At 45.1% G+C, this 25725-nt stretch carries 24 protein-coding genes; 2 read left to right on the top strand and 22 right to left on the bottom strand.

Annotation, left to right across the window (positions count from 1 at the left end; all coding sequences use genetic code 11):
* Positions 1 to 14: 14 nt before the first annotated feature.
* Both AABA11_RS04520 and AABA11_RS04515 read right to left on the bottom strand, forming a co-directional pair.
* A complete protein-coding gene (locus AABA11_RS04520) occupies positions 15 to 971 on the bottom strand; it encodes a PDR/VanB family oxidoreductase (RefSeq protein WP_338265769.1) in 957 nt (318 codons plus the stop codon).
* Positions 972 to 996: 25 nt separating this feature from the next.
* Entirely contained in the window at positions 997 to 2088 is a 1092-nt protein-coding gene (locus tag AABA11_RS04515; protein WP_338265767.1) for an aromatic ring-hydroxylating dioxygenase subunit alpha, read from the bottom strand.
* 251 nt (positions 2089 to 2339) lie between these two features.
* Here AABA11_RS04515 and AABA11_RS04510 point away from each other — a divergent pair, with 251 nt between their 5' ends.
* The gene (locus tag AABA11_RS04510) at positions 2340 to 3065 is read left to right on the top strand and encodes a GntR family transcriptional regulator (RefSeq protein WP_338265765.1); all 726 of its coding nucleotides are present in this window, start codon (positions 2340 to 2342) and stop codon (positions 3063 to 3065) included.
* Here the strand turns inward: AABA11_RS04510 and AABA11_RS04505 are convergent.
* Complete coding sequence (locus AABA11_RS04505; RefSeq protein ID WP_338265763.1) at positions 3062 to 3358, bottom strand: DUF6482 family protein; 297 nt, start codon at positions 3356 to 3358, stop codon at positions 3062 to 3064. The two genes, AABA11_RS04510 and AABA11_RS04505, sit on opposite strands and share 4 nt — an antisense overlap.
* Positions 3359 to 3496: 138 nt before the next feature.
* Here AABA11_RS04505 and AABA11_RS04500 point away from each other — a divergent pair, with 138 nt between their 5' ends.
* Positions 3497 to 4162, top strand: a complete 666-nt coding sequence (locus AABA11_RS04500) for a nucleoside/nucleotide kinase family protein (protein WP_338265761.1) — start codon at positions 3497 to 3499, stop codon at positions 4160 to 4162.
* 13 nt (positions 4163 to 4175) lie between these two features.
* On the opposite strand, the gene AABA11_RS04495 is transcribed toward AABA11_RS04500, so the two are convergent.
* The 19 genes from AABA11_RS04495 to pyrH all read right to left on the bottom strand — a co-directional run bounded on the left by AABA11_RS04495 (position 4176) and on the right by pyrH (position 25725).
* Positions 4176 to 6221 (bottom strand): FUSC family protein, encoded by a 2046-nt coding sequence (locus AABA11_RS04495; protein ID WP_338265760.1) that lies wholly within the window; start codon positions 6219 to 6221, stop codon positions 4176 to 4178.
* Between the two features lie 13 nt (positions 6222 to 6234).
* Positions 6235 to 7092, bottom strand: coding sequence for an efflux RND transporter periplasmic adaptor subunit (locus AABA11_RS04490; protein WP_338265758.1), 858 nt, complete (start codon positions 7090 to 7092; stop codon positions 6235 to 6237).
* 4 nt (positions 7093 to 7096) lie between these two features.
* Positions 7097 to 7303: a DUF1656 domain-containing protein gene (locus AABA11_RS04485; RefSeq protein ID WP_265728491.1), complete on the bottom strand. Its 207-nt coding sequence runs from the start codon at positions 7301 to 7303 to the stop codon at positions 7097 to 7099.
* A gap of 150 nt (positions 7304 to 7453) precedes the next feature.
* On the bottom strand, positions 7454 to 8773 hold the full coding sequence (gene tilS, locus AABA11_RS04480; RefSeq protein ID WP_338265755.1) for a tRNA lysidine(34) synthetase TilS: 1320 nt from the start codon (positions 8771 to 8773) through the stop codon (positions 7454 to 7456).
* 80 nt (positions 8774 to 8853) lie between these two features.
* Positions 8854 to 9801: an acetyl-CoA carboxylase carboxyl transferase subunit alpha gene (accA, locus tag AABA11_RS04475; RefSeq protein WP_265728493.1), complete on the bottom strand. Its 948-nt coding sequence runs from the start codon at positions 9799 to 9801 to the stop codon at positions 8854 to 8856.
* A 121-nt stretch (positions 9802 to 9922) separates the two neighbouring features.
* Entirely contained in the window at positions 9923 to 13399 is a 3477-nt protein-coding gene (gene dnaE, locus AABA11_RS04470) for a DNA polymerase III subunit alpha (RefSeq protein ID WP_338265752.1), read from the bottom strand.
* Between the two features lie 3 nt (positions 13400 to 13402).
* A complete protein-coding gene (gene rnhB, locus AABA11_RS04465) occupies positions 13403 to 14002 on the bottom strand; it encodes a ribonuclease HII (RefSeq protein WP_338265750.1) in 600 nt (199 codons plus the stop codon).
* Positions 14002 to 15159: a lipid-A-disaccharide synthase gene (gene lpxB / locus AABA11_RS04460; protein ID WP_338265748.1), complete on the bottom strand. Its 1158-nt coding sequence runs from the start codon at positions 15157 to 15159 to the stop codon at positions 14002 to 14004. Before lpxB ends, rnhB begins: the two co-directional genes overlap by 1 nt.
* Before the next feature lie 66 nt (positions 15160 to 15225).
* Positions 15226 to 16002: an acyl-ACP--UDP-N-acetylglucosamine O-acyltransferase gene (gene lpxA / locus AABA11_RS04455; protein WP_338265746.1), complete on the bottom strand. Its 777-nt coding sequence runs from the start codon at positions 16000 to 16002 to the stop codon at positions 15226 to 15228.
* Positions 16002 to 16439 (bottom strand): 3-hydroxyacyl-ACP dehydratase FabZ, encoded by a 438-nt coding sequence (gene fabZ, locus AABA11_RS04450; RefSeq protein ID WP_265728498.1) that lies wholly within the window; start codon positions 16437 to 16439, stop codon positions 16002 to 16004. Before fabZ ends, lpxA begins: the two co-directional genes overlap by 1 nt.
* The gene (gene lpxD, locus AABA11_RS04445) at positions 16436 to 17476 is read right to left on the bottom strand and encodes a UDP-3-O-(3-hydroxymyristoyl)glucosamine N-acyltransferase (protein WP_338265743.1); all 1041 of its coding nucleotides are present in this window, start codon (positions 17474 to 17476) and stop codon (positions 16436 to 16438) included. The genes fabZ and lpxD overlap by 4 nt, the downstream gene beginning before the upstream one ends.
* A gap of 3 nt (positions 17477 to 17479) precedes the next feature.
* Positions 17480 to 17974 (bottom strand): OmpH/Skp family outer membrane protein, encoded by a 495-nt coding sequence (locus AABA11_RS04440; RefSeq protein WP_265728500.1) that lies wholly within the window; start codon positions 17972 to 17974, stop codon positions 17480 to 17482.
* Positions 17975 to 18004: 30 nt separating this feature from the next.
* Positions 18005 to 20320, bottom strand: a complete 2316-nt coding sequence (gene bamA, locus AABA11_RS04435; RefSeq protein ID WP_338265741.1) for an outer membrane protein assembly factor BamA — start codon at positions 20318 to 20320, stop codon at positions 18005 to 18007.
* A gap of 10 nt (positions 20321 to 20330) precedes the next feature.
* Positions 20331 to 21677: an RIP metalloprotease RseP gene (rseP, locus tag AABA11_RS04430; protein WP_338265739.1), complete on the bottom strand. Its 1347-nt coding sequence runs from the start codon at positions 21675 to 21677 to the stop codon at positions 20331 to 20333.
* Complete coding sequence (gene ispC / locus AABA11_RS04425) at positions 21674 to 22849, bottom strand: 1-deoxy-D-xylulose-5-phosphate reductoisomerase (protein WP_338265737.1); 1176 nt, start codon at positions 22847 to 22849, stop codon at positions 21674 to 21676. Before ispC ends, rseP begins: the two co-directional genes overlap by 4 nt.
* Positions 22849 to 23652: a phosphatidate cytidylyltransferase gene (locus AABA11_RS04420; protein WP_338265735.1), complete on the bottom strand. Its 804-nt coding sequence runs from the start codon at positions 23650 to 23652 to the stop codon at positions 22849 to 22851. Before AABA11_RS04420 ends, ispC begins: the two co-directional genes overlap by 1 nt.
* A 2-nt stretch (positions 23653 to 23654) precedes the next feature.
* A complete protein-coding gene (gene uppS / locus AABA11_RS04415) occupies positions 23655 to 24386 on the bottom strand; it encodes a polyprenyl diphosphate synthase (RefSeq protein ID WP_338265733.1) in 732 nt (243 codons plus the stop codon).
* 51 nt (positions 24387 to 24437) lie between these two features.
* Positions 24438 to 24995 carry a ribosome recycling factor gene (frr, locus tag AABA11_RS04410; RefSeq protein WP_265728506.1) on the bottom strand — a complete coding sequence of 186 codons (558 nt, stop codon included), beginning with the start codon at positions 24993 to 24995 and terminating at the stop codon, positions 24438 to 24440.
* Between the two features lie 7 nt (positions 24996 to 25002).
* A complete protein-coding gene (gene pyrH / locus AABA11_RS04405; RefSeq protein ID WP_265728593.1) occupies positions 25003 to 25725 on the bottom strand; it encodes a UMP kinase in 723 nt (240 codons plus the stop codon).

The raw sequence follows: 25725 nt of genomic DNA, 5'->3' as shown, positions 1-25725 counted from the left end.
CGAAAAAGACGAAACTACAAATCCAACTCCAAAATCGCCGATTTGGAGCGAGAACAACACGGCATCACAAACTTGCCTTGGGCGTGCTCTTTGTCTGTCAAAAAGACGTCACGATGATCAGGAACCCCTGATATGACGCCTGTTTGACAGGTACCGCACACACCCGACTCACAAGACACGGCAAGAAACACACCATTGTCCTCTAAGACTTCGAATATACTTTGATCAGAGCCAACCTCAAAAACCTCACCGGTACTGTGGATTTTCACTTTAAAAGCAGAGTTTTCAATGGCAGCAACCGCCAAATCTGGCGCCGCAAAAAACTCCCTGTGCACTCGCTCTTCAGGCCAACCCAACATCTTAGCTTGCATCAAAATATCATTAATGAAATTTGCTGGTCCACACACGTACAATTCAGAATCATTCGAATGGCAGGACAACACATGAACCACATCCATTCGCCCAGACCCTGCCACTTGGCTAAAGTGAAAATGCATTTTATCGGCAAAAGATGACTTCTCTAATGCGGACGAGAAAGCGGCCGTTTCTGGGGATTTAGCGCAATAGTGAAATTCAAAAGACCTTTCTGTCTTTTGCAACGTTTGCGCCATGGGCAGTAAAGGCGTAACGCCGATGCCGCCAGCAATCAAGACACTATGACGATCTCCCCGCATCAAAGGAAAATGGTTTTTAGGCTCGCTTATTGTCAACGAATCTCCGACAGACAATCGGTGTACCTCGGCAGATCCGCCTCTTGATTGCGGATCTTTCAAAACGGCAATTTCATAATATTGCGGCTCTGCTTGCAAACGACACAATGAATATTGGCGAATCAAGCCACTGGGTAAATGAAGGTCAATATGCGCACCTGCGTCAAAATCAGGTAACGCGGAGCCATCTTCAGAACCCAATACAATTCGAACCACACCCAGCACTTCGGTGACAACATTTCTAACCACTACAGGAATCATCAGGCACTCCTAACGTATTATTTATTTAAAATGAAACCGTTTGCAGCGGTGCGTCGGTCTGAATAGTCGATGACTTGACCTGCTCTTTCGCAATGATCCTGTCGATCACTCGTCGGGATTGCACACCACCCGCATCAATGTCTAATTTCAATAAATTATAGTCAGGAAACGCCAATAAATTTTCCTGCTGCCGTTCCAGCACCTCTAAATCTTCAGCAAAGATCTTACCTTGACCTTCACGAATCGTATCGGTTAATGCTTGATCTTCTGGTTTGAAATTACGCGCCATTCCCCAAAAATACCAAATCGACGTTTCCGTTTCCGGTGTAATAAAGTCCACTACCGTACTGCTGGCTTTTTTGTCTGCTGGAGCGTCAAATCCTCCATGCCCAGCATGGGCCACACCCACGTCGATCATCACATGAGAAGGCGGAGAGAATCGGCAAATCTGCCAACGATCCACCAGCACATCATCGGCTAAGCCATTACCGCGCAAAGCCGCTTGCCAAAATGGCGGCGCCATGATGTTTTCCATAAAACGACTGGTAATGACTTTATCGCCTTCTACCTGAGTAGACACAGGGGATTCATCAATTTCTTTTTGGCCTATGCTGCTGGCATGCACATAAGTTTCATGAGTCAAATCCATCAGATTATCAACCATCAAACGATAATCGCAATTGATGTGATACAAACCGCCGCCATAAGCCCACTCTGGATTCACTGCCCACTCTAAATGTGGAATCAGACTCTTATCGGCTTGCGCTTGATCGCCGGGCCATACCCAAATAAAGCCATAACGTTCTTCTACCGCATAGGATTTCATGCAAGGAAACCCCTTCACACGTTGCAATGGCATTTCTTTGGTTTTGCCGTCTACCCCCATTTTTAAACCATGGTATCCGCACACAAGCAACCCGTCTTCCACATAACCCAAAGACAAAGCAGCCCCTCGATGTGGACAAAAATCCAATACCGCGGCGATCTCATTTTGATGGGAACGGTAAAAGGCAATGCTCTCACCACAGATTTTACGACCGAGAGGTTTGCTGCCCGCAACCTCGTCAGACATTGCAGCGACATACCACGAATTTTTTGGAAAGGTTGGTTGACTCATTGGAATTCTCCTGCTTTTATTTTTATTTATTGGATCCAATATAGACAAAATAATTCCTAAAACAATATATTTATGCATTAATTGGATCCAATAAAGACAGAATGAATAACCACAAAAACGCTAACTGTTTGAAAAATAAAATATTCCCCATTGGATCCAATGCATACTTTTTCAGCGGGGTTTACGTTATGATCTTTTTCACGCACAAAGTAGAGGCAAAACCATGATCACCTTCCAATGGACACGATCCAATGAGTAAACCGGGACAACAAGTAATCAGCCGGCTAAGGCAAATGATTTTGTCGGGGGAATTGGCTTCTGGACAGCGACTCGCAGAAATCCCCACGGCCGAACAATTAGGTGTTTCACGCACTCCGGTACGAATTGCTTTTCGCACATTGGAACAAGAAGGACTGCTGACCAAATTGACAGGTCGAGGCTACATTGTCCGCCAAGTAACACAGGCAGAAATAAGTGGCTCCATTGAGGTGCGCGGTGTTCTGGAAGGATTAGCGGCAAGACAAGCCGCTGAAAATACATTATCGGCAGAACAAACCGATGAGTTACTACGGCTGCTAAAACAAGGCGACAGCCTGTTTGAAAAAGGCCACATTAATGAGCAAGATCTCGCAATTTACCACGACATGAATCAGCGATTTCATCAGATTATTATAGAAGCCAGTTTAAACTCAGCGATTGCGGAGGCGCTAAGTCGCAACGAACATCTGCCCTTTGCTTCGGTGAATGCCTTAGCGTTCGACCAAAACAACCTAGCCAAAGAATATCGACGCTTTAATTTTGCACACATGCAACATCATGCGGTGTTTGACGCCATTCAAAATGGGCAAGGCAGCCGAGCAGAAGCCATCATGCGAGAACACGCCAATGCCACCCACGGCTACGCTAAAACATTTTCTCAAATGGAAGAAAGCGGCGAAAAAATACACATTTTAAACAATGTCAGTGCCAGCACTTAAGACAGATCGGTATTGCCAAGTGGCACCTCTAAAACATTGCTTGTGCCAATCGGCTGTCCAACCATTTCGTCATACGCACTTTGATGACAAAGCACCATAACACCAACTGTTTTACCCTTAAACAAGGCCTGCAGTGCCAACTTATTATGGCTTGTCAAAAAGCGCCCATTGTCCGTTTCGATGTAATCTTCTTTTCCATCGATAATCACAGACAGCTGGTACAAATTAGACTCCAAAGAGTGCAAATTCACTTTATCAAAATGTGTGATTTTTTTAAGCTCGCTGACTAGCATGATGCGATCCTTATGAGTGTTTCTTTAGATACGCAGCCGTTCCCCACTCAGTTCACATAAAATAGCAAATCCCCCTCGACCGTTCGTGCTAAAGTGCAAAAACACCTAAAAACAATAGGAACAACTAAGGCCTTTACTATGCTCAGCAGCTACAGAGAATCGGCGGATGTCAAAGCCGCCATCGATAACATTCAAACACGAATGAACGCTTCACACCGCACCTTAATCGGTCTAACCGGCGGCCCAGGCTCTGGTAAAAGCACACTGGCAAATTATTTAGCCGAGCATTTTTCGCAGCAAGAATGCGCGTCCTTGATTTGCCTTTCTATGGACGGTTTCCACCTTTCTAAAGCTCAACTTAATGCTCTACCAAACGCTGCAGACGCCTTTGCAAGACGCGGAGCGCCCTGGACATTTGATAGCGAAGCCTTTGTAAAGCGTGTCAAACAGATACAGCAAAGCTATCAACACAGCGATATTTTATGGCCGAGCTTTGATCATACTGTTGGCGACCCCATCGAAGACGACCTAATCATCAAACAAGACACCAAAGTGGTCTTAATTGAAGGCTTGTACTTACTTCATCAGCAAGATGGCTGGCAAGCGTCAAAAGCCCTATTTGATGAGCATTGGTTTTTAGATGTTCCTGTTGACGATGCGATCGAACGTTTAGCAAAACGTCATATGCAAGCATGGGGCTTCAGCCATGAACAAGCGATGGAAAGGATCCAGCAAAGTGATGGATTGAATGCTGAGTTGGTCGCCAGCTACAAAAATCAAGCAAATTGGTTATTAAGAGTCTAGGTTCTAGGCTCTGTTATTTTTTCTGTTCAGCAATGGCTTGCGCACTTCGTTCAAACGTTAAATTAATACGCATAAACATCCCTTGAATCGTTTCCACTTGATTCGACTCACCAACCAACCCCACAAGCTCATCATACAAAGCACGGCTTGCTGACTCAAAACCTGCATCAACTTGCCCTTTGCTTGCCAATAAAAAAGCATTCGCCAACGCCGTCTGCCAATGCTGTAAAGAGGGCAACGATTTACCAGCCAGATTCTCACAAATCGAACGCAGTCGGATAGACACATGCCCTAAATTTAAAGCGGTCAGCGCTAAATCCGTGACCACTCGCGTCTTAGAAGCTTGATCGTAGTTTGTTAAACGCAACAACCTGTCCGCCATACGTCGGTTATACCAAGCCTCTGGGCTGGAATGCTGACTAATTTCCAGTAAATCTTGATGCGTAGTTTTAAAAATTCGATGTACCAGCAGTTGAACACTTGGACCAGTAATAAGATGAAAAACCCAAAATAAAATACTCACACCAGCAACGATAGCCAAAGCAGAACTTAACGTATAATCAATCGAAAATGCGCGACTCATGTCCCTACCAGGACTCACCAAAATGGAAAAAGGAATACAAAAACCCAAACCATATGGCAACGTTTGCCGATCCGCCAAAAGCAGCAAACCGATAAAGTAAGGCGCGGCCAAAACCAACAATAAAATCTCCAATTGCCCAGAACTTTGCGACAGCAAATTAAGCGCATAAAACACCGCCACAAGTACGGCAAAGACCACGCCAATTAATAATCTTTTTAAAACCACCCTAAGAATCATTAAGGGCAATCGGGCCAACATGATGGAGAAGATGACCGGCAATATCATGATCATCAACGCAGCCGTAGAACCCGTACTGACCCAAATACATGCTCCGATCAGAAATACTGCCGCCGTACGAACGCCAATAATCATGCCTGCCAACGGATCACGGTAGCTCAATATACTTGGCGCATTGAGCAACGTGCTATCACGTTCCTCCAATGCCCGATAAGCCCGCAACAACACCGTCAATTCTGAAGCGATTTCAGCAGCCACGTTCACCATATGCGATTCAAAAGGCATATCAGCAGCCTGCGCTGCCTTATACTCAGCCAGGTCACTGCGCAACACCTTCACTTGCTCTTGGCAATAAGCCAAATCATTGGACTCTGCGATACCATCAAATGCCAGCCTTAATCGATCGAGAAGCTCAGTTAAAGCTGGCGTCATTAGCTCTGCATGCCGACGCTGTAAACGTCCAAATATTTGTACCAACGCCAGTAAAGACAGCACTTTCTGCGCCAATTGATTGGCTGCTCTGGTTCGGCCTGGACCTTTTGGTCCTTCGTAACTTACTGCGCTGGAATCTTCACTAACCATCCCCAATGTCGCCATGATCTGATCAATTTGCTTATGACGAGCTTCATGCGTACCTGATTTGTCCAATTCGGTCGCTAAATACTGAAGAGTTTGATTGATAACGGAACGCGCTTGTCGCTGCAAACTGTCTTTCACTTTGACTGACCAGAAGGCATGACTTACCACAGCGGCGCAAATCGAACCAATAACGATTTCACTGACACGGGCTTGCGCAATACTGAATACCGCCTGACTGTCTGCGGTTGATGGACTGGCCATCACCATTAACACCACGATCTCAGAAGTGACCGCTGCCATGGCGAACGCATAAATAAAATTCGCCTGACGCACCATCGCCGACAACGCTGCATTCAAGCCCAGCCAGAGCGCTAAAATACCCAAAGCCACATAAGGGTATGCAACGAACTGGGTCAATAGAACAATCCCAAATATGCCACCAACAACGGTGCCAATAATTTGGCAAAGGGCTTTTTCGACTACCAATCCGCTTTCCGGTCGCATTTGCAAAAAAACCGCCGACACCAATGCCCAATATGGTCGATCAAGATTTAAGGAAAGCGCAATCGTTAACGCCATTGCCATCGCAATCACGCCTTTTAAGGCAAAAATAATCGCCTGTTTTTCTGGTAAAAACAGATTACGGAGCACAATCCCCACAACCGTCTCCCTATTATTGAGTAAGATGAATCGTGGCGGTCATGCCAGCACTCAGTTGCACATCATCGCGTATTGGGTCTAACTTGATATCGACCGGAATACGTTGCGATAAACGCACCCAATTAAATGTTTGCTGAATTTGTGGTAAGAGCTGACCATCACTTTGAGTATTGGTGTTTGCAATGGCTTTACCAACGCTCACGACTCGTCCAGATAACGGTTTACCACCACTGAGCAATGTCACCTTCGCTTGCTGACCGAGGCGCACAAGCGGAATTTTGGTTTCCTCAAAGTACCCCGTCACATAAAACGAACCCGATTGAACAATGGCAAAAACAGAAGCGCCTTGCCCTACATAATTTCCCTGACGCAGATTTAGATTAATAATATGACCCGATACCGGCGCAAAAACGTGTGTACGATCCAAATTAAGCTGCGCGGCCGCTTGCTGCGCGACCGCTAAATCGTAATTGGCTTTCGCTATTTCGGTGCTGATTCGCGATTCTTCTAAGTCTTCAGCGCTGATGGCTTTTTGACTGAGCAAAGCCGTACGTCGTTCATACTTATGTTTTGCCAACTGCCACGAATACAAGGCATTCTCTGTGTTCGCCTTACTTTGATTGAGCGCCGCCTGGTAACGTTGTTGGTCGACACTAAACAGTAGATCGCCTTTTTTAACAGGCTGATCATTAGCTATGTTTAATGTCGTAACCCAACCAGACACATCCGGTGCAACCGTTACAATGTCTGCACGGATTCGGCCGTCTCTTGTCCAAGGTGAATGCATGTAATCATTCCATACCCACCTTCCAGCCCATATCGCTGCCAAGACAACCAATACGGTCACCGTTATACGTAGAGATTTCGCCATTGATTTATCGTCCACTCAGTAAAAAAACAGTTAATGCCAGATAACAAACAAACAAAGACACTTCAAACCAGGCCACTTTCCAAATTCGATCATGCCAATCCAAACGATGAAGCACATAACGAGTCAAAGCAGACAAAGCGAAAGCTATCGGAAAATAAACAACCAAAGGGCTAAATTCCAGCCCACTAAAAACCACGGTTTGCAGCATCATGAACATCCGATTGAAAAGAATGAAAGGCTTCGAGCCCCCAATTAGAGCAGCTCAAAAGAACTGACAGGATTAAGCGTAGAATTATATCGAGAGAAAACCCAAAAAATATGCAGCTAACAGCCAAATAAAAACACAATATGACGACAAGAGTTAATCATGCTCAACCATAGGAAATGGTAAGCGAGGGTTTCTTTTCCAGCGAACAGTCAAATGCACATAATCAGGATGACGCCACAGATCCCCAACAGCCACAAGCCTGTCACCATGGTATAAGTACGGAAGGTGATCTCGCCACCAGCTTGGAATAGAATGATCGTTAAGCCATTTTTTCAGCTTACGTGTGTTGCCACTTGGCATCCTTAAACTCTCGCCATTAGGACGCGCTTTCAAAACACAATCATCACTTCCAATCACGCAAACTTCATCAAATGGTCGCAATAGTGGCACACCTGAGAGTAGCGGTGACACTGTCACCTCTTCTTCTTCTGGCAACAAATACACGACATTTTGATGACGCATAAGACGACCAAATGGAAAAATGAACGCTGGCTGCTTGTCCTCATGACTAAAAAACATCGCATCCACATTGTCTAATTGTGCTTGTGGCAACGAAACGCCTTTGCCAAGTAGAAAATATCGCCACCAAAATAGGCGCTCATCCGTTGATTTGCTTATGAGATACGATAAATCTAAACCGCCGAACGCATTACACCATGCCACTAATTGCTGCTCAGCAAATTGGGAAAGCATGGCATAGTCGGTAGCAATTCGCTGTGAACTAGAAACAATACTTTGTTCCATTTTGGGAAAACGTTCTTGCAGAATGGGAATAACCCGTTGGCGAAGAAAGTTTCGAGTAAAGCGCTCATCCAAATTCGATTCGTCCTGAATCCACACCAACTGATGACGTTGAGCGTAGTCTTCAATCGCGTTTTTTGGTACGGACAATAATGGTCGAATTATACGAGTGTTGCTAACACCAAGCCGTCTTTCAATAGGAATACCAGACAAGCCTTTTCCACCTGTTCCACGTAACAAACGAAACAACACGGTTTCCATCTGGTCACCGGCGTGATGTGCCAACAACACCACATCGTCCTCACCAACCACGTTTTGAAAAGCCTGATAACGCGCATTACGAGCCGCATCTTCTATAGATGCTTGAGCTTCTAATGTCACACGTTTTGCAACATAAGTAACCTCTAATGCCATGCAAACAGACTCACAATGAAGCAACCAATCATCCGCATTAGCGCTTAGGCCGTGATGAACATGAAGCGCCGCCAATTTCAGCTTCTGCTGGTCTGAAGCTTGATCTACCAGAGCATGGAGCAACACATGCGAGTCCACACCACCACTAAAACCAACCCACACCTTGCTTGCGGCAGAAAATACAGCATCAAGCCACTCAGGATTAAATCTCAGTGGCGAGAGAAAAGTAGGGCATGTAGACACGGAAAGCTTCACCATAAAGTCTGCAACGAAAAAATCTCAAACCAAACAAACAAAAAAGCCCCCTAAATAAGGAGGCTCTTTTTAGAAACGAAAACTTATAGACCGTAAGACATCAATCGATTGTAACGACGCGCCAAAAGCTCTTCAGTCGTCAATGCTTCCATTCGATCCAAGGCCGCTAGCACGTTTTGCTTCAAACTGTGTGCAATTTGCTCATGAGAGATATGCGCACCACCAAGCGGTTCTTGAATAATCGTGTCAACGAAACCCAACTCCTGTAAACGTTGAGCTGTGATTCCCATTGCTTTAGCGGCATCTGACGCACGGTCAGCGCTTTTCCAAAGAATAGACGCACAACCTTCAGGAGAGATAACAGAGTATGTGCCGTATTGCAGCATCATTAACTCGTCACACACACCAATCGCCAGCGCACCACCCGAACCACCTTCACCAATCACGGTAGAAATGATAGGCGTTTTAAGGCGAGACATGACAGCCAAGTTAAAAGCAATCGCTTCACTTTGACCACGCTCTTCCGCGCCGATACCAGGGTATGCCCCAGGTGTGTCAATAAGAGTGACGATCGGCATTTGAAAACGTTCAGCCGTCTCCATTAAACGCAACGCTTTACGATAACCTTCTGGACGAGGCATGCCAAAGTTGCGAAGTACTTTTTCTTTTACTTCACGGCCTTTCTGATGGCCAATAACCATCACTGGACGACCGTCTAAACGAGCAATACCACCAACAATGGCACGATCATCGGCATAGTGACGATCACCGTGCATTTCTTCAAAATCGGTAAAAGCGTGCTTAATATAATCAAGAGTATATGGGCGCTTTGGGTGACGCGCTAATTGAGATACTTCCCATGCCCCTAAATTACTAAATAGGCTCTTGGTTAACGCTACTTTTTTGTCTTCTAAGCGACTGATTTCATCGCTGATGTTGAGTTCATTATCGTTTCCGACTAAACGCAACTCTTCAATTTTTTGTTCGAGCTCAGCAATCGGCTGCTCAAAAGGGAGATAATTTAAATTCATGTTTAATTACACTACTGTTTGGTTGCCATCAAATTCAAAGACAAAAAGGAAAAATCCTTTGTCCTATAGCTCTATTAGCGTGTCGCGACGCTTCGTTCCATTACAAAACTATTAAATGATTCTAAGTATACACTAACTGAACATTTTGTTTACCGTATTGTTTCTGAAGTTGGTGAATTAATTCATCATCAGGACGAACTTTCCACCCAGATCCTAAACGAATATCACCACACGCTTGCGGTGTATCAAAACCAATAACGACATCACAACCGTCACCGCGATAAGATTCCATATAGTTTGCTAATGCTTGTATTTCTGTTGGTGTGACTGTCTCAGACGTCCAAGTAATGCGCAATGCCTCAACATAACGAACTCGCGCCTGAGCAATATCAAGGATATTGCGGGCAATGACTTTTTGCCCTCCCCTGAATTCATCAACACTGATTTCACCTTCCACAACCACCACTTCATCTTTGACAATAACGTCCTTAAAAGTGTCGTAGTTATCTGGAAATACCGTCACTTCAATACGAGCGGAGCGATCATCCAGCGTGACGAAGGCGATGTTACCACCTTTTTTACTCTTGGTAATGCGCAAGTCTACAATCAAACCAGCCATGATTTGGGTGTCACCACGCTTAGGCTGCAGATCAACAATCTTTGAACGAACAAAGCGACGAATCTCTTTCTCATATTCATCGATTGGGTGACCTGTCACATACAAACCAAGAGTGTCTTTTTCCCCATCCAGACGCTGACGAGGCGGCCATTCATGCTGAATACCAATTTCTTTATAGGCATCTTCAGTACTCTCATCGACCGCGATACCAAATAAATCCATCATCCCAGCGTCTTGGTTCTTAGCATCTTGTACCGCGCGTTTGAGCGCTTCATCAATACAAGCGAACAAGGTTGCCCGATTCGGACCTATAGTGTCAAACGCGCCGGAGCGGACTAAGGCTTCCATGACTCGCTTATTAACCTTTTTACCAACGCGTTGGCAAAAATCGAATATATGCTCAAAAGGTCCTTCTTTTCTGGCCTCAACAATCGCTTCGATTGGGCCTTCACCCACCCCTTTAATCGCACCAAGACCATATACAATGGCGCCTTTCGGATTGACGGTAAACTTATAGACCGACTCATTCACATTTGGCAGCTCTAGGGCCAGCGCCATTGAACGGCATTCTTCAATGAAGATTACGATCTTATCAGTGTTCTGCATATCCGCAGACAACACTGCCGCCATAAATGGTGCTGGATAATGATTTTTCAACCAAGCAGTTTGATAAGAAACCAAAGCGTAGGCTGCTGAGTGAGATTTGTTAAAACCATACCCAGCGAATTTTTCCATCAGGTCAAAGATGTTACCCGACAAGTCTTTATCTACGTTGTTTTTAAGCGCGCCTTCCATAAAGATTAAGCGCTGCTCGGCCATAACTTCGGCTTTTTTCTTACCCATAGCACGACGCAGCAAATCGGCACCACCAAGCGAGAACTTAGCCAGTACCTGAGCAATCTGCATTACCTGCTCTTGATACAAGATAATGCCGTAAGTCGGTTCCAAAACGGGAATCAAGTCTTGATGTTGATAATCTGGATGAGGGAAAGCCAGCTCGGCACGACCGTGCTTACGGTTGATAAAGTCGTCCACCATGCCAGACCCCAAAGGCCCCGGACGATACAAAGCCACCAAGGCGATAATATCTTCAAAGCGCGACGGCAAAAGCTTTTTAATCAACTCTTTCATACCACGGGATTCCAGCTGGAATACCGCGGTGGTTTCTGCTCGCTTTAGTAGATCGTAAGTGGATTTGTCCTCAAGGTCGATCAAGGAAATATCGAGCGGTGGCTTACCTTCCAGCTCGTTAATAGCATCGATGTTTTTTACCGCCCAATCGACAACCGTCAGTGTTTTCAGACCCAAGAAGTCGAACTTTACTAAGCCCGCTTCTTCTACGTCATTTTTGTCGTATTGGGTAACCAGACCAGAACCGTCTTCCTCACAATAAAGCGGGGCAAAATCAATCAACTTAGTCGGAGCGATAACCACACCACCGGCGTGCTTACCAAAGTTACGAACCACCCCTTCTAGGGAAATCGCCATCTCCATGACTTCGGCGGCGTCTTCATCCCCCGCCAAAAATTCTGGCAAAGCAGGCTCTTCTTCCAAGGCTTTTTTAAGCGTCATGCCGATTTCAAAAGGAATCAGCTTCGAGAGCTTATCACCCAAACTGTAGGGTTTGCCTTGTACCCTCGCGACATCTCGAACCACGGCTTTTGCCGCCATCGCCCCAAAGGTAATGATCTGAGACACCGCATCACGACCATAGGTACGTGACACATAATCGATAACTCGATCTCGGTTATCCATACAGAAATCGATATCGAAGTCAGGCATGGATACCCGCTCTGGGTTCAAGAATCGTTCGAAAAGTAGATCGTATTCCAGTGGATCAAGATCGGTGATTTTTAGGGCATAAGCCACCAAGGAGCCCGCACCAGAACCACGCCCCGGCCCTACGGGAATATCGTTGTCTTTGGCCCACTGAATAAAGTCCATTACGATCAAGAAATACCCAGGGAACCCCATTTGATTGATAATGGTTAATTCAAAATCCAAACGATCCCAATATTCTTGGCGACGTTTTTCAATACGCTCGCCGTATTTTTTGGTCAGAAAATTAAAGCGCTCAATCAAGCCATCATAGGAGAGCTTGCTAAAGAACTCTTCCATCGTCATGCCTTCTGGCACTGGATAATCCGGCAAGAAATATTCCCCCAGCAACACATCAACACTGCAACGCTTAGCTATTTCTACGGTATTTTCGAGCGCTTCTGGAATGTCTTGGAACAGCTCAGCCATTTCTTCAGGCGTTTTAAAATACTGCTCTTCAGAGTAACGACGCTTACGGCGCGGATCATCCAAGGTAACACCATCGTGTATACAAACGCGCGCTTCATGGGCTTCAAAATTTTCACGCTTTAAAAAGCGTACGTCATTGGTTGCAACCACGGGGCAATCCAGCTCCGCCGCTAACGGCACAACCGCATGAATATAACTTTCTTCGCCAGAACGGCTCGTTCGCTGCAACTCCACATAAAAACGGTCAGGAAACACAGACATCCAATGAGCCATGCGTTTTCTAGCGTCTTCATTTCGACCTTTTTGCAGCAAATAACCGATATCGCCAAAGCCCGCTCCCGACAACGCGATAACATCTTCGCTGTATTCTTCTATCCATTTGCGTTGGACAATAGGACGCCCTTCCACCTGACCTAACTGGTAACCTTTTGAAATAATGGCGATGATGTTTTTATAGCCCTTATTCGACGTAGCCAATAAGGTAAATCGATAACGAGAGTCCACATTCTCATCTTCATCTACCACAACATCAGCACCGCAAATGGGCTTAATGCCTTTTTCCATCGCCCCTTTGTAAAAGCGTACAAAGCCACACAAGTTATTCTCATCGGTGATCGCTACCGCTGGCATGGACATAAATTCGGTTGTACCGAGCAGGCCTTTGATTTTGACTAGGCCATCTACCAATGAAAACTCAGTATGTACTCGTAGATGTATAAATGACGTGGACAATGCTTATCCCTCTAAAATCTTTTTAACAGGTCCAAAACTACGCCGATGTATTGGCGTAACACCATGTAAACGAATGGCCTCAAGATGCTGTGCGGTTGGGTAACCTTTGTGTTTTTCAAAACCATATTCTGGGTACTGTTGCGCAGCTTTAACAATGTCTCTATCTCGGGTTACTTTGGCCAAGATAGAAGCAGCAGAAATGGCGGCCTGTCTGGCATCCCCTTTAACCACCGCTTCAGCACCACAGGGCAAATTAGGCGGGATACGGTTCCCGTCCACTAATACATGCTCAGGTTGAATGGCAAGTAATGCAACTGCTCGCGACATGGCTAACATACTGGCATGAAGAATATTGATGTCATCAATTTCTTCTATCGTGGCACTGGCAATGCCGAACGATAATGCCTTTTCTTGAATTTCTAGAAATAACGCTTCGCGCTTTTTTTCGGTCAATTTTTTAGAGTCTGCCAACCCTAGAATCGGTCGCTTAGGGTCCAAAATAACCGCGGCGGCCACCACCTCGCCCGCCAAAGGACCTCTTCCCGCTTCATCAGTACCTGCGAGTAAATCGCCGAAATATACCTGACTAACAAAAGGCTCCATTACGTCTTTTTCCCTTCTAGCATAGAAACAATTGCCTTTGCGGCTTTCTCTCCGGCATTTTTTCGTAACATTTTGTGCAAATTGAGGTATTTGTCCTGAATGGACTTGTCGTTCGTAAAAGACTGCCATGTTTGCACCAAACGAACAGCCAAATTGTCAGGAGTGGCTTCGTCTTGCAATAACTCTGGCACCAATGTCTCGTTTGCCAGCAAATTAGGCAAAGACACATATGGCACCTTAATCATTCTCGACATGATGGCATAGGTCAGCTTATTCACTCGGTAAGACACCACCATTGGTCGCTTTACCAGCATGGCTTCTAATGCCGCTGTTCCGGAGGCCAACAAAATCGCGTCGGAGGCTGCCATAACCGTTCGGGACCGACCATCAATCAAAACAGCTTCTGCATTCACCTCATGCAATATCGTTTCAATTTGAACCCGTCGCTCTTTATTTGCCGCGGGGATCAAAAATGTCGCGTTTGGTTGATGCTGTTTAATGCGTTTCATCGTTTCTATAAAAAGCGGCGCTAAACGAGACACCTCGCCCTCACGAGAGCCAGGTAAAATGCCAAATACTGGACCAGAAATGTCCATAAGTCCTAAATCTTCACGAGCTTCCGTCACCTTACTTTCTAACGGAATATCATCGGCCAATGTATGACCAACACACACAACTGGAATATTGTGCTCATGATAAATAGGCAGTTCAAACGGAAAAAGCGCTAACATAAGGTCAACGGATTTTTTAATGTTAAAAATGCGTTTTTGTCGCCACGCCCAAACAGACGGACTGACATAGTGTACGGTTGGAATGCCAGCCTGCTTCAGTTTTCGGGCCAGAGGCATATTAAAGTCGGGCGAATCAATACCGATGAATGCCGTAGGTGGGTTATTGATACAAGCCTTAAATAACCGTTTACGAATTCCCAAAAGCTCTTTTAGGCGTCCCAGCACCTCAACCAAGCCCATCACAGACAAACGGTCCATCGGCACAATACTCTTGAAGCCCTGTGCTTCCATCAATGGACCGCCAATGCCTTCAAAAATCGCATCTGGCTGTAACAATTTTAAATGCGCAATTAAATTTGCCCCAAGAATATCTCCCGAAGCCTCACCAGCAACCAACACATAACGCGCTGCAGACGTTACTTGCATTTTTTACAACCTCTAATAATAAAAAAACCCCGAAGCGGTCCGGGGTTTTCTTTTAATCCTCAATGCCTATCGGACTATTCCGCGTCTAGAATGTCGAATGGACAAAATAAACTCGGCCACCTCTGGGATCTGAACCAGATCTCCTTGTTCGAGATCAGCCAATGCCGCCTCTAGGGTCAAGCCTTTCAGATAAACCATCTTATACGCAGTTCGCAGTGCACGAATAATATCAGGGGCCATACCACGACGGCGCATTCCTTCGAAATTCATTCCATGTGCTTTGGCAGGGCTTCCTGACACCATGACGTAACGAGGTACATCTTTGGACACCATGGATCCCATGCCGCACATGCTGAATGAATTGACTTGGCAAAACTGATGAATACCCGTGTAACCACCCAAAATAACATTGTCGCCCACGGTAACGTGGCCAGCTAAGGCGGCAAAGTTAGCCATAATATTATGGTCGCCCACTGTACAGTCATGGCCAACATGCGTACTGGCCATAAATAAATTATGGCTGCCTATCGTAGTAATACCATTATCCTGAATAGTACCACGGTGAATGGTTGCGTTTTCACGAATGACATTGCTGTCACCAATCACCAGACGAGTTGGTTCACCTTTATACTTTTTATCTTGGTTTGCTTCTCCAACCGAAGCGAACTGATAAATCTCATTATTGGCACCAATGGTGGTATGACCATTAACAACAACATGCGATTTGATAACACTACCAGCTCCAATTTTAACATTCGGTCCGATGACACAAAACGGACCAATCTCCACACTGGAGTCAATCTCTGCTTTCGAATCGATTAAAGTCGTTGGATGTATTGCCACTATATCTTCCTGTCTGCACACAGAATGGAGGCAGAACAAGCAAGCTCGCCGTCTACCGTTGCCTTACACTCAAATTTCCATATACCGCGTTTTTCCGTAACTATTTTTGCTTCTAGCTGTAAACGGTCACCCGGCACAACAGGACGTTTAAAGCGCGCTTTATCGGAACCAACAAAGTAATAAATAGAGCCATCTTCTGGCTTTTTGTCCATGGTTTTAAAGCCAAGGATACCCGCGGCCTGCGCCATGGCTTCAATAATCAAAACACCTGGCATTACAGGGTGATTTGGGAAATGGCCATTAAAGAACGGTTCATTAATAGTGACATTTTTATACGCTACAATGGACTCATTCAAGTTCAGTTCAACAACACGATCTACCAATAAAAACGGATACCTATGAGGTAAGTATTGGCGGATTTCATTTACGTCCATCATTTATTATCAACCTTCTCTAAAAACTTATTAACCTGTTGTTTCAACTGTGAAAACTGCTTTGCCATTTCATCAATTCTTCTGACTCTAGCAACGGTTCGGCGCCATTTATTGGTTGGCTCCATTCCCATTCCTGATGAGAAAGACCCACTTTCAGGAATGGAATGGCTGATCATACTCATGCCTGTAACATGAACATGATCGGTAATATCCAAATGGCCGGCAATACAAACCCCGCCTGAAATAGTGCAAAAAGCACCAATTTTTGTACTTCCAGCAATCGCCGTACTCGCTGCGATCGCGGTATTATCGCCAATTACGACGTTATGAGCAATTTGAACTTGATTATCAATTTTAACGCCATTGCCAATCTGAGTATTTTCTATGGCACCACGATCAATTGTTGTACTTGCACCGATTTCAACCGAATCGCCCAGTACAACAGAACCTAACTGGTTAATCTTTTCCCAGCGCCCCTCATTCGGAGCAAAACCGAAACCATCAGCGCCGATCACGGTGCTACTATGTATGATGCAATTGGCACCCAGCACCACATCATGGTACAAGGTGACATTAGGATAAAGTATAGAGCCTTGGCCTATTTTAACACCTCTCCCAACCACGCAACCGGCACCAATAGTACACCCTTCGGATATCACTGACTCCGCATCGATGACCGCATTCGGCCCGATAACGACATCACTGGCAACACTTGCTGTTGGAGCGATTACTGCACTGGGATGAATGCCAGTCCACGAGTGAGTCTCTGGCACAAACAAATTAGACAATTGAGCGAACGCTAGGTAAGGATTGGACACAACAATGGCATTGCTAACCAGTTGCGCAAGCGCTTCACTTTTCACAAGCACAGCGCCTGCTGATGTTGATTCAAGTTGACTTGCGTATTTAGGGTTCGCCAAAAAACTTAGCTCTTTGAACGTTGCATTGTGCAAGGTTCCCAGCTTTTCAATAACCAAGTTAGGATCGCCTTTTACAAACCCTTGGACTTTGGCGGCCAATTGCCCTAGCGTATGGCTCATATTTTAATTGTCCTTATTAATTCTTTTAACCAGCTCATCTGTAATATCTGATGCACCTGTTGCATATAAGCTAAGCTGTCTATTCAGCACCAAGTCCAATTTACGCTCTTCGATAAGGGACTTAAGAGCCGCCTCACCTTTAGGTGTTAAAGACTGGATTAACTGTTGCTCCAGCTCTTTTGCTTGGCGCTGCATGTTAGCAGCCATAGCTCGAATCTTATTTTGGGTTTCAGCCAATTCTGCACGGCGCTTTTTAAATTCATCCTGAGACAAGGTCAGTTCATCGCGTTTCAAATTGTTCGCGGACGCTTCAAGGTCTTCTTGCTCTTTTTTCAAACGAGCGTCCATTTCAGCCACTTTCTGCTTTGGTTCCTTCGCGGCCTCTTGACCAATATTACTCTGTAAGAGAGCCGATCTAAAATCCACTACGGCAACTTCGGTCGCTTGCACACTGCTTATAAAGCATAGAGCAAAAATGGCGGTTATGAATATTTTCATTGTTCATCCTATTAAATAAAGCGGTCTTAATTAAAAAGTCGTTCCTAACTGGAACTGGAATAAATCAGTTTTATCCCCGTCTTTTGCATTTAAAGGTTTAGCAAAATTAAACGATAAAGGCGCAATCGGTGTAATCCAAGTCCAGCTTAAGCCAATGCTGTATCGAATTTCAGCCAGGTCAACACCTTCATTACAGTCTGTATTACTGCTGAGGCAAGAATCGGTAAACACGTTACCTGCGTCTAAAAATAGAGCAGTACGGACGGATTTATGATCCTCAACCATAGGCAAAGGGAAAATCAACTCTGCGGTACCTGTCATCAAGATATTACCGCCCAAAGCGGAAGGTGTATTCGATGAAGTTGAATCATAAGAGTTCTTTGGCCCTAATGACGAAGCGCCATAGCCTCTTACAGAATAAGAACCACCCGCAAAATAGTTTTCAAAGAAAGGCAGTGTATCTGTGTCACCGTACCCCATACCATAACCTAAGCGCCCTTTAAGACGGAACAGCCAGAGGTCTGAGCCATTTAAGTTCCAATACCCCTGCGAGGTCAGTCCTAACTTAGCATACTGCTGATCGCCAACAGGAAGAGCAACTTCTAAAGAGGCTTTGGTCGAGTAACCTTCTGTTGGTAACACACCACCAATCAGGTCACTGTCACTCCACGTCAAACTGGCAATCACATCATCATAATTGTCGCCGTGAGTCTGAACGTAATCGTCCGTTTCGTTAGATGGATCGTAACCTAATTTGACGGTTGTTTCTTTTATTGTCATCCCAAACGCAAGACGCTGAGTGTCAGAAATTGGGTAGCCATAGTTAACTCCCACACCAATTTCATCTAAATCGTAATCTTCCACATCATCATCAGCATGATCACTTGTCTGATAAAATAATTGAAAGCCTCGACTTACACCATCAACAGTAAAATAAGGGTTATCATAATTGATCGAGTAATCTTGAGTTTGGTTTGTGCGAGACGCATTGAAAGACAACTTATTACCTGTCCCCAAAAAGTTACGCTTTGAAATACCAAAACCAAGGACCGTCCCATCTTCTTGCGAGTAACCAATACTAGCCTGAATACTGCCAGAAGCTTGCTCTTGAACCACAACATCTAGGTCCACTTGATCTGAAGTACCCGCAACTGGCCGCGTACGCAAATCAACGCTACCAAAGAAACCCAGTCGTTCAATTCGGCGTTTGGACGACTGAATTTTTGAATGTGTCGCCAATGCCCCTTCAAACTGTGTCATCTCACGACGCAACACTTCATCCTGAGTTTCACTGTTGCCGCTGAACGTAATGCGGCGAACATACACTTTAGGGCCAGGTGTTATCTGATAGCTTAGATCCACGGTGTGATTATCGAACTTCTCCGGAATCACATTTACATTGGTAAATAAATAACCATTATCCCCAAGTTCTGTTGAGATTCCCTCAATAATCGATGTCACTTCACTTCTAGAGAAGACGTCACCGCTTTTCTGTGTGATCTTTGACCACACGCGATCCTCCGAAATCGGCAGGCTACCACTCAATGAGACATTGTTGATTTTGTAGGGCTTACCTTCGTCCACATTAATGACGATATACACATCACGCTTGTCCGCAGACAAACTTACCTGACTAGAAACAACACTAAAATCCAAATACCCTTTGTCTAAATAGAAGCTTTTAAGCGTGTTGATGTCGCCTTCTATTTTTGCTTTTGCGTATTCGTCCGCAGAACTAAAGGGGTTCCAAGAACCGGTTTCAGCCGACTCAAAATCTTTCGTTAATGTCTCTTCATCAAAATCGTGATTGCCGACGATATTGATGTGTACGATTTTAGCGGTGTCCCCCTCATCAATATTGATCACGATCCCCGTGCGATTACGAGGCATATCTTCAACAGAGATGTCGACTTTGGCACTGTAGCGACCAAGCGCATAGTATTGACGCTGAAGTTCTTGGGCAATTTGATTGAGTGTTTCTGGCTTATAAATCTCACCTATTTCTAACCCAGATAACTTTAATCCGCGCTCTAAATCTTCGGTTTTGATTAGCTCATTGCCTTCAATGGTCAAATTACCAATAGAAGGTCGCTCATCAACATCAAAAACCAGCACGTTATTTTCTTCATAGACATCAATATCACTAAAGTAACCCGTGTCAAAAAGAGCCGTAATGGCTTGATACACTTTACCAGAGTCATATGACTCGGTCTTATCAAAACCAATCACATCAAAAGCTCTGGCTGATGGCATCTGCACGAGCCCATCAATACGAACATCTTCTACCGTTTTTGCAAAACTCTGCACGCTTAATAAAGCCAACAATACAGCTGAAACGACTTTCACAAATACCTCTCTACAAGCGGGCAATATCGTTAAAAATGGCGACGGCCATTAAAGCAAATAAAAGAGAAGCCCCTAGACGGTACGCCAATCCCTGAATTTTTTCAGACACTGGCTTACGTCGGATGGCCTCTATGCCAAAAAATAACAAATGCCCACCATCCAACATAGGAATGGGCAATAAATTAAGCACCCCCAAACTAACACTGAGGTAAGCCATGAATTTCAAAAAGGACTGAAGTCCAGAGTCTGCTGACGCACTGGCCACTTTAGCAATGGTAATGGGGCCAGATAAATTATCTACCGAAATCAGACCTTGCAACATTTTACCAATAGAAGATACGGTTAACGAGACCATCTTATAAGTTTGCTCGACACCATAATTCAGCGACTCAAACACACCATATTGACGCTCACGAATAAGACTGTCATCCCATTTCGGAGGTACAACAGCCAGACCGGCATACCCTATTACACGACCATTCTGCTCCATAGAATTCGGCGTTAACGTCAAGACCGTGACATTTTGCTGACGTTGCACTTCAATACGCAACGCCTTATTTGGGCTTTTCTGCACCAGCGACACAACTTGCTGCCAATTTTTAATCACCACACCATTGATGGCTAAAATCTGGTCATCCGCCAAGAAACCCGCTGACTCTGCAGCACCGCCGGCAACAACCTGAGCAACAATAGGAAGCACTTCAGGTTGCCATGGAGACACACCAAACGCACGAATTAAATTATCTGGCTCCTCTCCTACCAACCATCGATCAAAGTGAATGGCATCTTCATGTAAAGATCCGCCCCCTTCTGATTGATAACGAACCATAATGGTTCCCGTTTTACCTATCAAGCTCGCTAACACTAAATTTACATCTTCCCAAGAAGCAACCGACTCCCCTGCGATGGCTACAAACTCATCGCCAATTTGAAGCTGAGTTTGCGAGACAGGCGAATTTGTCGAGATATTGCCGACTTTAGGAGCAATCGATTGCACACCAAGTAGCGCGACTAACCCATAAATGACAATCGCCAAAATAAAATTAGCAACCGGACCGGCGGCAACAATAGCAATACGCTGCCACACGGTTTTCGAGTTAAATGTCTGATCTCTTAGAGTTTCAGGCACATTCCCTTCACGCTCATCGAGCATTCGAACGTAACCACCAAGAGGAATCATCGCCAAGGTATATTCCGTGCCAGTTTTTCCAACATAACGATAAATCGGCTTGCCGAAGCCAACCGAAAAGCGCAACACTTTAACCCCACAGCGCCGCGCCACAAAGAAATGGCCAAATTCATGAAACGTAATAAGAAGACCAAGAGCAACAACAATAGAAAGAACATTCTGTATCATGAAAAGCTACCACGAGAAATCATATCCAGAGCCAGCTGACGTGCAGCGCGGTCAGCGTCAAACACATCGTCAAGAGAGCTCACCCCAACAATATCAGCAGACATCAATACTCGCTCATTCAATCGAGCAATATCCAAAAAGCCAATTTGGCGATGCAAAAAAGCCTCAACCGCGATCTCATTAGCCGCATTTAAGACGGCCATCGCCGTTCCGCCCATAAACCAAGCATCCGCTGCCAATTTCAAATTAGGAAAACGGGCCAAGTCAGGCGCTTCAAAATTCAATCGAGCAACATCAACCAAATTTAAAGGAGCCACATTCGTTCCAATTCGCTGAGGCCAACTCATACCGTAAGCGATTGGAATTTTCATATCAGGGTTACCCATTTGGGCAATCACAGACCCATCCAAGTAAGACACCATTGAATGAATAATGCTTTCTGGATGAACCACCACATCCACGTCATGAGGCGTCACATCAAACAACCAACACGCCTCAATCAATTCAAGGCCTTTGTTCATCAAAGAAGCAGAATCAATCGAAATCTTTTGCCCCATAGACCAATTTGGGTGCTTACAAGCTTGTTCAGGTGTAACCGACTTCATTTCCTCTAGCGTCCAAGTTCTAAATGGACCACCAGATGCCGTAAGGAGTATTTTTGACACATCCCGTTTATGAGCGCCATGTGACGTTTGCGGCAAACTTTGATAAATCGCATTATGCTCGCTGTCTATTGGCAACAACATGACATCGTTCCGAGCAACCTCATCCATAAAAAGCTTGCCAGCCGTAACCAAGGACTCTTTGTTCGCCAACAACGTCCGCTTACCTGCTCGAATACCAGCCAATGTCGGCTTTAAACCAGCAAATCCCATAATTGCGGCCATCACCTGATCAACAGCAGCGTCAGCCGTAATGCTCTCTAATGCTTCCGCTCCCCACTCAAATGAAATATCCATTCCATGGCACTGTTGAGCCAATTCATCTCGAGCTGCCTGCGTCCCCATAACGACTCGCTGCGGTGAAAAGCGACGACAGATATCCGCCATTTTTGCCACACTTTTATTGGCTGAAGCACTGACTAAAACAAATTTTTCAGGGTGCTGAGCAATGATATCCAGAGTGCTTTGACCAATTGACCCCGTCGCCCCTAACAAACAAATACCTTGCATTAAAGCCATCCCACCAAACTAAGCAGCAACACATAAATCGGAGCCGCTGCGGTCAAGCTATCAACACGATCCATCACACCACCATGACCCGGAATCAAATGGCTTGAATCTTTTATACCCTCGTGTCGTTTAAATAAACTTTCAGTCAAATCACCTAAAACAGAGACAGAAGACGTTACTAGCGCAATAACCGCCAACAAACACCAATTAGAAAGTGAGAAATCACTCAAAAAGGCAAAGATAATTACGCCAGTTTGGGTCAACACCAAACCACCAACTACACCTTCCCAAGACTTTCCAGGGCTAACAAAGCGCGCTAGCTTTCTTTTGCCGAAAGCACGCCCCGCAAAATAAGCGCCAGAATCCGCCCCCCAGATCAACCCCATCAGCAACAACACCCAAACAACAAAGTCATTTGACTGTTTAAGGACAACCAAAGCCGACCATGTGGAAATCAAGACCAACACACCAAACAGCAAGCGACTTAAAACAAACTTCCACACCAACAATGTTGGATATCGAGTGACCCAATACAGCGCCAGCCCCCATAGAATGGGGCTCATATAAAGCGACATTTCCTGAAGATGATTATTCAAAACCAAAAAGCACACTGCGCCGATACAAAGCGCAAACACCACTCGACCGACTTGGTTGTTAACACCGGATAAACGCGCCCACTCCCAACCAGCCAAAACCACCACAGCCGCCATCGCAAAAATAAAGCTCGTGGCCTCAAGCACAAACACAGCACAAACAAATAAAACAGCCATTACAATGGCACTAAGAATTCGAGGAAGTAACATGTTTATCGACCACCGTAACGACGTTGACGATTTTGATAAGTTTGGATAGCCTCATCAAAATGTTGTTGATCAAAATCCGGCCATAATACCGGCAAAAAAACACACTCAGAATACGCAGTTTGCCATAGCAAAAAATTGCTTATACGTTCTTCACCAGAAGTACGAATTAGCAAATCAGGAGGAGGTAAATCGGACAATTGAACATACTCACCCAGCAACGTCTCATCCACATCGTCAGCAGACAATTCACCCGTTGCCACGCGCTCAGCAATTTTTTTCGCAGCCTGCGCAATATCCCAACGCCCACCATAGTTAGCCGCGATAACCAGTGTCATCTGATCGTTTTCTTTCGTTGCGTCTTCCACGCTTCGAATTTGCTTCTGAAGCCCTTGACTAAAACCCGACAAGTCTCCCACGACGCGAAGCCTAATCTTATGCTGGTTTAAGCGCTTCAGCTCTTTTTTCAAAGAACGCATAAACAGCGCCATCAACCCATCCACTTCCAGTTTAGGGCGTTTCCAATTTTCGCTTGAAAAGGCAAACAAGGTTAACACTTTAACGCCTGCTTTTGCCGACGCTTCCACCACACGTCGAACCGCCGAAGCGCCTGCAGTATGACCTGCAATACTGGGAAGGTGCTTTTTCTTTGCCCATCGATTATTGCCATCCATAATAATGGCAATATGATCAGGCGCGACTACTGGTTCAATTCCAGCGCCATCTAATTCAGACATAGCGTTATCCTAGTCAATAAAAAAAGCGAGCCCAAAGGCTCGCTTTTTTTATTAGATTTCCATCAAGTCTTTTTCTTTTGCAGCAAGACGTTCTTCCACTAGAGCAACATACTTATCTGTGATTTTTTGAACTTGATCCTGTCCACGACGATCGTCGTCTTCAGAAATTTCTTTTTCTTTCACTAGGTCTTTCAAGCTACCGTTAGCATCGCGACGAATATTACGGATGGCAATACGGCCATTTTCCGCTTCGTTCTTGGCTTGCTTGAAATAGTTTTTACGCGTTTCTTCTGTCAGAGCCGGCATAGGAATTCGAATCAAATTACCATTGGTAGCCGGGTTCAAGCCCAAATCGGATTTCATAATGGCTTTTTCAATTTCTGGCACAAGATTGTTCTCCCAAGGAGAAATACCAAGCGTTCGTGCGTCTTCAACAGTGATGTTGGCAACTTGGCTAAGCGGCGTTTCAGAACCGTAGTAGTTCACTTTTACCGAATCTAGAATACTAGGATGTGCACGACCTGTACGGATTTTTTTAAACGCAGACTCTACAGAAGCCACGGCTTTGCCCATACGGTCTTCTGCATCTTTAAGAATTTCGTTGATCATAATTTCCTCACTTAATCAGTGTACCTTCACTGCCGCCAACCATGATATTCACCAAGGCTCCAGGCTTATTCATATTAAATACGCGAATCGGCATCGCATGGTCACGAGTCAAACAGATCGCGGTTAAATCCATAACCCCCAACTGTTTTTCAAGGACTTCATCGTAACCCAATGTATCATACTTCACGGCTGTCGGATCTTTCATTGGATCAGCCGAATAGACGCCATCCACTTTTGTTGCTTTCAATACAACGTCAGCATCAATCTCAATACCACGCAAACAAGCGGCAGAGTCAGTTGTAAAGAATGGATTACCCGTGCCAGCTGAAAATATAAGCACATCACCTTCTTTCATCAGACGCATTGCTCGACGTCGATCATAAGGCTCAACAATACCGGTCATTGTAATCGCTGACATAACCCGAGTCGCAATATTGGCACGCTCTAAAGCATCGCGCATCGCTAACGCATTCATAACGGTCGCTAGCATCCCCATGTGGTCACCGGTTACTCGATCCATACCAGCCTGGCTCAACGCCTGACCACGGAACAAATTACCGCCACCAATAACAATACCCACTTCCACACCAATGCCGCGCAATTGACCAATTTCCAATGCGATACGATTTAGCACTTTCGGGTCGATACCAAAGGACTCATCACCCATCAAGGCTTCGCCGCTCAGCTTAAGCAAAATTCTTTTGTATTTTGGACTCTTTTCTTTTGGCAT

The organism is Marinomonas pontica (assembly GCF_036322735.1).
Classification (GTDB): domain Bacteria; phylum Pseudomonadota; class Gammaproteobacteria; order Pseudomonadales; family Marinomonadaceae; genus Marinomonas; species Marinomonas pontica.
Note: the sequence above shows the minus strand (reverse complement) of the source record. Positions and strands in the feature narration are given on the sequence as shown.